General features: G+C 55.9%; 7 protein-coding genes and 3 pseudogenes. 7 read left to right on the top strand and 3 right to left on the bottom strand.

What is annotated here, in order from left to right:
* Nucleotides 1-122: 122 nt before the first annotated feature.
* Nucleotides 123-551, top strand: a pseudogene (locus FQ192_RS33770) (isochorismatase family protein); the annotation flags it as partial.
* A gap of 152 nt (nt 552-703) precedes the next feature.
* Here the strand turns inward: FQ192_RS33770 and FQ192_RS34230 are convergent.
* Nucleotides 704-1,081: a hypothetical protein gene (locus tag FQ192_RS34230; protein ID WP_149662273.1), complete on the bottom strand. Its 378-nt coding sequence runs from the start codon at nt 1,079-1,081 to the stop codon at nt 704-706.
* Nucleotides 1,082-2,009: 928 nt separating this feature from the next.
* Here FQ192_RS34230 and FQ192_RS33760 point away from each other — a divergent pair.
* A pseudogene (locus FQ192_RS33760) lies at nt 2,010-2,141 on the top strand (transposase); the annotation flags it as partial.
* Between the two features lie 150 nt (nt 2,142-2,291).
* Here FQ192_RS33760 and FQ192_RS34915 read toward each other — a convergent pair.
* Nucleotides 2,292-2,557, bottom strand: a pseudogene (locus FQ192_RS34915) (MFS transporter); the annotation flags it as partial.
* Between the two features lie 169 nt (nt 2,558-2,726).
* Here FQ192_RS34915 and FQ192_RS33750 point away from each other — a divergent pair.
* The 4 genes from FQ192_RS33750 (at nt 2,727) to FQ192_RS33735 (ending at nt 8,465) form a co-directional block, all read left to right on the top strand.
* Entirely contained in the window at nt 2,727-2,945 is a 219-nt protein-coding gene (locus FQ192_RS33750) for a hypothetical protein (protein ID WP_149662272.1), read from the top strand.
* 1,041 nt (nt 2,946-3,986) lie between these two features.
* Complete coding sequence (locus FQ192_RS33745; RefSeq protein ID WP_149662274.1) at nt 3,987-5,006, top strand: substrate-binding domain-containing protein; 1,020 nt, start codon at nt 3,987-3,989, stop codon at nt 5,004-5,006.
* Nucleotides 4,994-8,014 carry an EAL domain-containing protein gene (locus FQ192_RS33740; protein ID WP_149662271.1) on the top strand — a complete coding sequence of 1,007 codons (3,021 nt, stop codon included), beginning with the start codon at nt 4,994-4,996 and terminating at the stop codon, nt 8,012-8,014. Before FQ192_RS33745 ends, FQ192_RS33740 begins: the two co-directional genes overlap by 13 nt.
* A gap of 241 nt (nt 8,015-8,255) precedes the next feature.
* On the top strand, nt 8,256-8,465 hold the full coding sequence (locus FQ192_RS33735; protein WP_149662270.1) for a hypothetical protein: 210 nt from the start codon (nt 8,256-8,258) through the stop codon (nt 8,463-8,465).
* 653 nt (nt 8,466-9,118) lie between these two features.
* Here the strand turns inward: FQ192_RS33735 and FQ192_RS33725 are convergent.
* Nucleotides 9,119-9,607: a hypothetical protein gene (locus FQ192_RS33725; protein ID WP_149662269.1), complete on the bottom strand. Its 489-nt coding sequence runs from the start codon at nt 9,605-9,607 to the stop codon at nt 9,119-9,121.
* Between the two features lie 435 nt (nt 9,608-10,042).
* On the opposite strand from FQ192_RS33725, the gene FQ192_RS33720 reads away from it, so the two are divergent.
* Nucleotides 10,043-10,618, top strand: a complete 576-nt coding sequence (locus FQ192_RS33720) for a hypothetical protein (RefSeq protein ID WP_149662268.1) — start codon at nt 10,043-10,045, stop codon at nt 10,616-10,618.
* The last annotated feature ends 185 nt before the right edge of the window (nt 10,619-10,803 follow it).

Raw genomic sequence — 10,803 nt, 5'->3', positions numbered from 1 at the left:
CGACCTGATCGACAACCGACAATTTAAAAGTCAGCGTGTAATCGCGTTGACTGCGTTTTATGCCCGTATCCATTGCACCTTCCTGATGAGAAGTCAGAAGGTGTAAACCTTATTCAGGACGGAACAGTCTGTTGAATAAAGCCCGCAGGGCCGATGCGCCAATTTTTCTTGCTCGCCACGTGGGGCCGCCCGGCTCGCCTATCGAACCTGGAAGCCCGTTAACGCAACTGGTGCAGGAACTGTTGCTGCAAGGCGACGAAGTGATTTTCAACAAAAGCCGACCTAACGCTTTCGCCATGACTGACCTGGCCGATCGACTAAAGGCTTGTGGATCTCAAGGCGTGGTTATTGCGGGAATGAAGACCCAGTATTGTGTCGACAGCACCTGCCGCGCCGCACGAGATCTTGGATTCGACGCAGTGCTGATCGCCGATGGTCATACCTGCACCGACACTCCCGCATTGAAGGCTGAAAGTATCGTCGCTCATCACAATGCAACCCTGGCGGGCCCATTCTGTCGTGTCGTTCACGCTGAGGACTGGCGTTTCTAACTGCCATTGATAGATCGACTCAAGTTCTGGGTCGATCTGTCCGCTTTGGGTGGCTGCTGCCCCCACGGCAGGCAGAAATCGGCCAATAGCAGCCGGTCACAACCGACGGAGAACAGCCAAAAGCGCATACTCATGACCGTCCGCCATTCTCTCTAAGCAGACGCGTAAGTGAACGGCTCCAGCAAAATTTGAGGTTCGACCCACAACCTTAAACCGTAGGGAATTACCGAATACCCGTCGTATCGCCCAGTGAAAGTATTCGAAGCTGCAAACTCCAAGAATTTACCGCGCTTGTCATCAACAACGCGGATACCGGGGCATCCAAGCATTGTGTATTTGATAATGGGGTTTGGTAATGAAGCCTCACTCACCTGAATTTCCACATCAGAATCATATTGCCAAATTGTCAATTTCAGTCTGACAGTACCTTGCTCGATAACGTAACGGTGTGATGTTTCGAACTCATCCAGGGAGGGGAAGACGCCGAGTACGGCGATTAGATCAAAAGGATCCCACGTTAAAAGGGGCATAAAGCATCCTTTGCTGACATCACGGTGAATTTGATCCCATTCTAATCATCAGCCATCTGTAACGCAGTTTTTCTCCAAGACTTCTTGGCCATAGGCAGGGCGATTTTTCGCAATCCATCACCAAACGAACATTCACGATCTGGAGGACTCTACGGTTTTTCCCCTCCGTCCGCTTGGGGTCCTTTTCTGCCTCTCGCGATGGACAGAAAACGGCCAGAAGCGGCCCGTGGACAGCCTGATGGCGAAACAGTAACTTGTGCGACGAGGCTGGCGAGAAATGCTCGGCAGCGGATCGTTCAATGGGACGCCACGTATGCCCTCTCGCTACCTTTAGGTGCCGCAATGGACTTGCATCGCAAGCTGGTTTCAGCAATAGAAGCGTTTGATCGCTGGGAGCAGCCTTGGGAGTTTTATGAGTCTGTATCATCTGCACCATCTCTGGACGCAAATGACCACGAACAGTTGAAGCGCGTCTGGGGTACAGCAATAGAGAGGGAATGTTGGCTTGCGAGCAAGGACTTTGCTGATTGCTGCTCGCTTGTAGATACTCGTCTTGCGTCTGGATTCCCCTGGCTATCGAACAAGGCTCGACGGCAACTTGTTAACGGAGCTTCCTACCAATGGCTGTAACGCCCAAGAACTCGCCGAAGTAGTCAAGCAAATGCATGCCTGTACAACTTAAATGTTAGCGGTCCTCATGCCACGGCACGTCTAATCGTAGAGATGTTTGGTGTTTCGCCCGAACATGCCCAACGTTTAGCAGTGAGCGCCTTAAATGGAATTGAGTCCCATGGGCTAAATCCAGAGGATTGGGAAACGGTGAAAGAGACGGTGCGAGTAGTTGTGGCGGGCTGGATCTGAACGAGCCCCATGAAAGACAGGACACCGTTTCCCCCTTACGATAAGGGATAGGCAAACGGTTATGTTTATGACTAACAGCAACGATAAGAGTGGGGAGCTTTTGGGCCAGCAGCGGCGGCGCCGCTGGAGCCCGGAGCAAAAGCTGGCCATGGTTCGCGAGAGCCTTGAGCCTGGGCAAAGTGTGTCGGTGGTCGCTCGGTGTTGAGGCCGATGCCGAATTGACCCACGTGCCGACGCAAGACTGCCCCACCTCCAAATCGACACAAACCCTGCCCAGGCAATGTTTTCGAGGCATCAGACTGGGTCAGCGACATCGTGGCCACTGGGTCAATTCGGCGTCAGCGCCAAAAAGCTGAACAGAGATTGCCGTCATGATCACTGCGCCCAATGCAAAAATCGTCGTGAGGAGCCAGTAAACCCGTCGATCAATTGACAGACTTTCATCGTAAAACCCGTCATTTTTTCTGAGTGAAACCGAACCTCTCGGTAGCACCCACATGTAAAGCGGTGCCACAGTCAGCACTAACAACGCTCCATAGGCCAAACACACGTTGAGCGCCAACCAATGTAATCGATGACTAACGCAACCACCGGCCAGGAAAGCGTCTTGAAGAAGACGTAACCACCGAGCTTCAGCGCCTGCGTGACCTTCGCCGCCCAGCGTGCGGGCGAGGATGGCGCGGTCTTTCCCAGAAGCAGTCATCACTTTTTCTCCAGGCAAAAAAAAGCCCGCACTTGGCGCGATTCAATGATTAAGCTGTGTGTTCCACGCATGGAGGCATTTATGAAGTACACAACGATTCTTTTGATTGCAGCGTTACTCGGTGGTTGCTCCTCATACAGTGAGCGCGGTACCGGCGAAGGCGCAAGGGAGTTCAACAACAAGGGCTACACCGTCCGCTGCGATGCGACCCCGGCCAACCAGCAAGGCTGCTATACCCCCGCGCCGTCGTGGTCTTGGTGGCCGTCCAACCACATAAAATTGAAATTAGGGGCGAACTGAATAAGTTCCTTGTCTGGGCTTCTTGGTGAAGGGGATGCTGGAGATCGGGCAGGTTTCTCCAGGCAAAAAAATACCCACTCAATGGCGGGCGTGGGGTTTGATCATTCAGTTTTTGACTCTAGAGCGACAATCCGCTCTTCAAGAAGGACATTCCTCGCTGAAAGCTCTTAGATGGCACCGACCAAAGGCGCCACTCTATCAATAGTTTGCACCTGTACTAACCGTATACGGGCTGGATTGCTTAGCGACGGAGCACCCGCAATTGCTCGTTCCGAAGTTATCAAAGCGTTGTTGGGTAACAGCTGAACTTGCGCAATTCAAGCCTGGAAAGATGAACATACATTCATCCAGCCAAAGCCGTAGGTGTCTACCCTCAAGGTTCCGACATAGTGAATACAGGAGTAACCCACCATGTTCTCGCACGAAAGCATCCCGCTTATTTCGCTCTTCATCATCATGCTGCTTTGCGTGCTTGGAGCCGTTCTTCACCCCATACACGCATTCTGTAGCTGGGTTCAAAGGCGCAGGAGTAAACCCATTCTCGATCGCACGGAGCAAGTGAGGAGGTTTTATTCTCGCTGAGTGACGTCCAATGAGGCCCGGCACAGTCCGGGCTTTTTGTTGCCTGTACGAATCCGGGATGAGCCTGAATGTGCTCGCCTGCAACCTGAAAAGGGACATGAAAATCATAGGCACCACGGGCTCCTTCATCCCTTGTTTTGTGCCATGCCCCCCCGCTCCCTTTCCTGAATGTTCAGGACTAAAGTTCGCGCACTTTACCCACAAAAGACCTGACGACAGCAGAACCGACTATCCTTTCGGACAGTGAACGCTGCACTCTTGGCAAAAAGGGACGCCATGCCAGTCTATGATCGCGCCATCGGCTCCAGACCCGCCATCCTATGGGGAGATCGAACCTGTCTGATCAAGCCCTGGCGAATGCGGATGGCCTCAATTGCGGTTTTCTGTCTTTTCACGGCAACTCCCGGGTATGGTCAGAACCTGCCAACCGCAGCGGGTGCCGAAAAAGCCACGGTTACGGTGATTCAAGCGCAGGAAATCGTTTCCAGGGCCACCCTCGGAGCCGTTCGCTGGAGCGGCCCTGAATCCGGCCCGCAAGCACAGTGGGGCAAGAGCATCGCCTTTGTCGCAGAAGATTTGCGTAACGGAGGCATTGTCGGTGTCGCCCAGGGCGCTCGGGAGGCAGCCAAAGCGATGGGCTGGACGCTGAAGATCTTCGATGGTGCCGGATCATCGACCGGGCGCGCAAAGGCCTTTGCCGATGCCCTGGCAGCGAAACCCGACGGCCTCATCCTGTGCGGCTCCGATGCCCTGGAGAACAATGCGGCGCTGAACCTCTTCGCCAACAGGGATGTGCCGGTGGTTGCCTGGCACGCCGGAGCACGCCCCGGGCCGATTGACGGCACGCCGGTGGCCATGAACGTCACGACCGACCCGCTCGAAGTGGCGCGACTCACGGCAATGGCAGCAGTGGCGCAGTCAAACGGACACGCCGGCGTGGTGATCCTGACCGACTCCAAGTACAGCATCGCCATGGCGAAAGCCAAGGCCATGGAAGACGTCATTCGGGCCTGTCGCGAATGTACGTTGCTGGAAGTGCGCGATGTCGCGATCTCCGAAAGTGGCGAGAAGATGCCGGCGATCACCAAGGAACTGCTTCAGCGCTATGGAAAGCGCTGGACCCACACACTGGCCATCAACGATATCTATTTCGACTACTCGATTGCCTCATTGACCAACGCCGCAATACCCAGTGACGGCATCAGTCTGTTGTCTGCTGGCGATGGCAGCGCTTCGGCTTTCTTGCGTATACAGGCAAAAACCTACCAGACCGTCACCGTGGCCGAGCCGCTCAACCTGCATGGCTGGCAGGTGATGGATGAATTGAACCGGCTGTTTGCAGGTCAGCCGGTGAGTGGCTTCGTAGCGCCGATTCACCTGGTCAACGCCGACAATATTGCCTTCGACGGCGGGAAGAAATTCCAGTACGACCCTGACAATGGCTATCGGGACATTTACCGCCACCAATGGAATCCCTGAGATTGGACGTTACTACCCGACTCGGACGCTGGCTATTGCCGCAATCGCTGCGCGCGCAGTTCACATTGGCGTTTCTGACGCTGGCGCTGTTGATCCTGGCGGGTGGTGCAACGGCGGTCTACGCGTTGCGCACGTCAAACAGCGCCACCCGCCAGCTGACAGATGAACGACTGGTCCGTATGCAAGATGGGCAAGACATGCTGCAGCGTACCTTGCTGATCGAGCGCCAGACCGATCAGCTTTTGACAACCCGCTCTCCCGACGCCCTGCGTTCAAGCTATGCGGCGACCGTCGAACAGCTTGAAGCCCTTGATCAACTGGTGCAGCAACTGACTGCCGCGAACAGTGGCGTGGCGATACTGGACATGTACCAGTCGAGCCAGATGTTCCGCAATACCGCCAATATCGTTGCGCAGTTGCGAGAAAGCCTGCTGCAATCGGAGGTCACCTTCGAGCAAACCCTGACGGATCTCACCACCCGGTTAACCGCGACCCAGACCCGGGCCAGCCTGGAACTGGCGGTGTTACTTTTCGATCTGCCCCAGGCTGTTGACAGTGATGCCGTGCAACGGCTTCAGGTCCGCTATAAGCTCCTGTCCCGAACGGCGGGCAAGTTACCCGACGCTGGTGTGGAGACGCCCGATCTCTTCGCCCTGCGCCTGCGGCTCATCAATCAGCAAAAGGTGATACAGCGCTTCAATGAGGAACTGAAGAATGAGGCCGGGGTGCTGGTCGCGGTAGCCCGTGCGCAATCCAGTGCCTACACCGAAGACTATCGCGAAGCCGTGCAGCGCCTGGTTGAGGCCTCAAATCGCAGCCAGCAATGGGTGCTGATCATGTTGGGCGCCAGCCTGGTGTTCGCCTGGTTCGTGACCCGGGTTTTCATGGGGCGTCATGTGCTCGTGCGCCTGAATGAAATAAGCCGGCAGTTGCGTCAGGAGCACACGGACAAAACGCATTTGATGATGGCCGAACACGGGAAAGACGAGATCGGCAACATGGCTCGCGCGGTGAATCAATTCCTTAAAGACCGACTTCAACTGGAAAAAAGAACGGTCCAATTGAGTATCGCCACAGAGCGGCTCGCCGTGCAAAACGGCCGATTAGAGCAAGAAGCCATCATCCGCACCGGACAGGGTCATGTCCTGGAGCTGATCGCCAGGAGCACCGAGCTTGCAGTAGTCCTCGACAGCCTGGCTCACTTGGTCGAATCCCAACTGGAGGGGATGATGGTGTCCATCCTGGTGCTGGATGAGGATGGCACTCACCTGCTGCACGGGGCGGCCCCCAGTTTGCCGAAAGCCTATAACCAGCTCATTGACGGGATAGCGATCGGTCCGAACGTCGGTTCCTGCGGCACCGCGGTGTATCGACGAGAACCGGTCATCGTCACGGATATAGCGCTGGACCCGCTGTGGGAGGCGTACCGTTCAATCGTTGCACCCTATGGATTTCGCTCCTGCTGGTCGACGCCGATTCTGTCCCATGAGCGAAAGGTATTGGGTACGTTTGCTTTGTATTCCAACACCGTACGCAGCCCTCGCGCGACCGAGACGCGACTGATCGATCTGGCGACACCCCTTGCTGGCATTGCGATAGAACGCCAACTGACCGAAAAACGCATTCGCTATATGGGCGACCATGACGCACTGACGGGGCTGCCGAATCGCACACTGCTCGAAGACCGCCTCAAGCAGGCAATACTTTACGCTCAGCGCTACAACCGCCTGGTGACGGTGGTGTTTCTCGATCTGGATAAATTCAAACTGGTGAATGACAGCCTCGGGCACAGTGCTGGAGATGAGCTGCTCAAAACCGTCGCCCGGCGCATGCTGGAGTGTGTACGTCGCACCGACACCGTCGTGCGACTGGGTGGCGACGAGTTTGTGATCATCCTGTTCGACCAGCCTTCAGACGTGGACGGCGTTACTCCAGCCCTGCACAAAATCCAGGAAGCCATCCTGCGGCCGATTCAGCTCAGCGGACATACACTGCACGTCACCTGCAGCATGGGGCTGGCCACCTACCCTGCCGACGGCAGCGATACCGACACGTTACTCAGCAACGCGGACGCCGCCATGTACCGGGCCAAGGAGCTGGGTCGCAACAGTTACCAGTTCTATACGAGCGAGATGAATAACAAGGTTCAGGGCAAGCTCGCCATGCAAGACGGGCTTCGAAACGCACTCAACCATGACGAGTTCCTGCTGCTGTACCAGCCCCAGGTGGATTTGCACTCAGGTCAGATTATCGGCGTAGAGGCACTGATCCGCTGGCAGCATCCCGAGCTTGGCATGGTGCCGCCAATCAAATTCATTCCGCAGGCCGAAGAGACCGGATTGATTGTGCCCATCGGCGATTGGGTGATTCATACCGCATGCAGACAAAACAAGGACTGGCAGGAAGCGGGCTATCCGCCGATCACCATGTCGGTGAATATTTCAGCACGCCAGTTCATCGAAAGGGACCTGATCGACCGGGTGAGGCATGCCTTGCAAGAAACCGGACTGGACCCGATGTACCTTGAGCTGGAACTGACCGAAAGTCTGATCATGCAAGACCTTCAGCAAGCCATCAGCAAAATGAAAGAACTGCAATCAATGGGGATCAGTCTCTCGATCGACGACTTTGGCACCGGCTACTCCAGCCTCGCCGCATTGAAAAGCTTCCCGATCGCAAGACTCAAGATCGACCAGTCTTTCGTGCGCGATCTACCCGACAACGAGAACGACAAAGCCATCGCCACCGCCGTGATTTCGTTGGGGCACAAACTGAACCTCAAGGTCATTGCCGAAGGTGTCGAAACCGAAGAGCAGCAAACCTTCCTGCGTGAAAACGGCTGCGATGAAATTCAGGGTCACGTCTTCAGCAGAGCGGTCAGCGCAGAGGAAATCAGTCTGTTACTGCGCACCCCCCGGTTACCACAACCGGGGCGTATTGCGAGCCCTGGCTCGGTCAGGCGAAAACGCGATGTAAAACGCCCAGGCAGTCCAATGCCCGGACATTAATCAACGTCGGCCAGGAATGCATGCTGAAATCAAAGTGCACACCGAGGCGGTAGGTGTGGTCGCTGATGCGCTGCGTTATCGACAGTGCAAGTTGCAACAGACTGCAAGTCGGATAAATTCATGCCTTCGCAGAGGACTCTGCTGTCACACTCTCGGACAGGTCATGGCCGGCTATTGTCTTGAACGATGTGCTCGCGTGAGGTCCTGAGAGCCAAGCGATGCCCAGCAGAAGGGTTACTGAATGCAGAAGAAACAGCCGGAAAATATAACAGCGACGACCGCTGCGGACATTGAACGCTCTATCCAGGCCCTGAACAAAATGGCTGAACGCCTTTGGGGGGATGGCCGGGAATCCGAGGCAAAAGCGCTCCTTGATGCGCTGGATGCTCTGAACAGAGCGCTGGATCGAATCAGAATTGGCGAGAGTCGCAGAGTTGCGACACTCCACTAAGAAATGCATGAATTAGCCTGCCACCGTGTCGCAGGCTGGATAAATCGACGGAGCGAAGGCATACATCCATGGGGTTTCTTGAGTTTTTATCCGACCTTCTCACCCTTTTCGGCAATATTCCGTCTTATGAAAAACCTCGTAGGGCCTTCACACGAGGATTTGTCGCGTTTTGTGTGCTGGTGGCCGTGCTTGAGCTGATGATTCTGAACCATATCTATAGCGGGCTATAGACACAAATGGTCGCTACATCTGGCCTGACTTAATGGTCAGCTGTTAGTTCATGTGCTCCCACAGACCACCCATCGCTCATAACTTTGCAAGACTCAAGCATTTCACAAAGATCAGCTCTGGATCGTCCGGATCAAGATTCTCTACTCGGCCACTGTCTTGATAGCCGAGTTGTCTGAGTCATTGCTGCATCGGAACGTTGGATGTGCTCCTGGCGGCCCTTCTCTGTTTTGGCGAGAGGGTCGATATCCATCAGAAACTCAACGTCACTCGAGACGGCCTGTCTATTTGCCAACTCATTATTTGCCCTCTGCTTCGTGTCATCCAAGTGTACTTTTGCCGCTACGGTCAGGGCTAAAACGATGTTGCACGCTTGAGCCGCGAAGCCCCTGCGGGCTCGCGGTGTACTCGTCTGACCTCAGGTCTCAGGAAGCATTCTGCTGATAGCTGCAACCCACGTAGAGATCAATGTCCTTGTCCTCCGTGGAGACCACTCGCAAGGTTGCGCCATTGTCGAGGCTGCGCTGGAAGTCAACATAACCGTCGGTATCCAGAACCTTTTGCAGTTTCAGGGTGCTGGCAAGCTTCTCCGCGTCGGCCTTAGGGCTGCTGCTTTTGGCCTGGAGAAAGAAGCTGGCGCGGTCGGTCATCACGGCGGTGGTGGACGACACACCGTGCACCGTCAACGCCGGCGTGACCTGCCAGGCGCCGCCGCCCCACGGGCTGTGTGGGACATCCTTGGGCAACGACAATTGTCCAGCGTCCACCAGACCGTTGAAGTCGGCTACCTGCTGCGCACTGGCCTTGCACTCCGCCAAAGCCTTGAACAGATCGCTTTGGTTCGGGCCAGCGGCCGAGACAGAAAAAGTGGACAGGCACCCAGCCAGGGCGAGAAGACCAAGAGAGATTTTCATGACGACATCCTTGTTCAGTGGAACCAACAGGTGATGAACACCCGAGGTGAATGGCAGCAGTTATTGAGGAGTGAGCGTCCTGCCCGGCTGCACACGGGTCGGTGCTGCAGGTCAGAAGCTTGCCATCGCTGAATTCAATATGCCATCAGGATTTCCCTGAGGGGGGCTGACTTGGAAACGCCAATCCAGACGTAGCCCGCTCTGCACCGGGCCTTGCAGGCCGGCGTCAATTGCTGCATGATCCGCGCTCGAATTTTCCACGGATGGAATCGCACATGATCGCAGACCTGCGTCCCCCGCAGCCGCTAGAGACCTCCCAGGCCTCGACTCCTCAAAAATCCACCGCTTCGACGAACGCGCTCAGCCACTGATGACCGCGCGCACCTCTGTGCCCTCCCCGCGTCCACCCTGCTCACCAAAGGTTATGAATACCCGATGAAGTCCTTGATCAAACCCCTGTTGGTCGCCGTCCTGATAGCTGCCCTGTGCCATCTGCTGGGGCGATTTGTCGTGCCCTACACGCTCATGTTCCTGATCCCCGAGGGCTGGGGCGGCAGTTGGGCTTTCTGGGCCAACTCATGGGTCTCGGGCTTCATTGCCGGACTGGTGGTGGTGCGCTTACTGCCTGCACAGCGCTACTACGTGGTGCCGATGCTGATCTCGGTATTTGCCGTGATTGCCATCGGTGGCTATGTGCTCAATCGTTGCAACGCCGGGCAACTGGCGGCGATCAATCAGCTGTCGGAGCAAAGCTGGAGTAGCCTGAGCTACATCGGCAAGCCCGATGCTGCGACGCCGCCCCAGGAACCCCTGCCACCCGTTGACCTGACCGACGCACCGGGCGTCACCCAGGAAGGTCAAAGCTACGGCTACAGCTGTGTGCGTCCCGGCGAAACCGTGGATTACTTCCTGGCGCTGCAAATGTCCTACGGTGCCCACCTGCTGGGGCTGATGCTGGCCTTGCTGCTGACCCACCGCTACCGTAGAACGCCGGCATCTCGCCAGGGCTGAGGTAGAACAGGCCATCCTCAGCGGCTGCCAAGAAAGACGGGGATGGCATTGTTCAACGGTAAACGCTCCATGAACCCCACACTCAAAGTCACCACCTGATCCCAGACGCGGTGCCCCATATTTCTATACCTGTGGCACATAAATAGCTCACCTACCATTTTGCTGGCATAAAAATGCCACTGTTT

Origin of the sequence: Pseudomonas sp. ANT_J12, assembly GCF_008370045.1 — a bacterium.
In the GTDB taxonomy this organism is placed as follows: domain Bacteria; phylum Pseudomonadota; class Gammaproteobacteria; order Pseudomonadales; family Pseudomonadaceae; genus Aquipseudomonas.
Note: the sequence above shows the minus strand (reverse complement) of the source record. Positions and strands in the feature narration are given on the sequence as shown.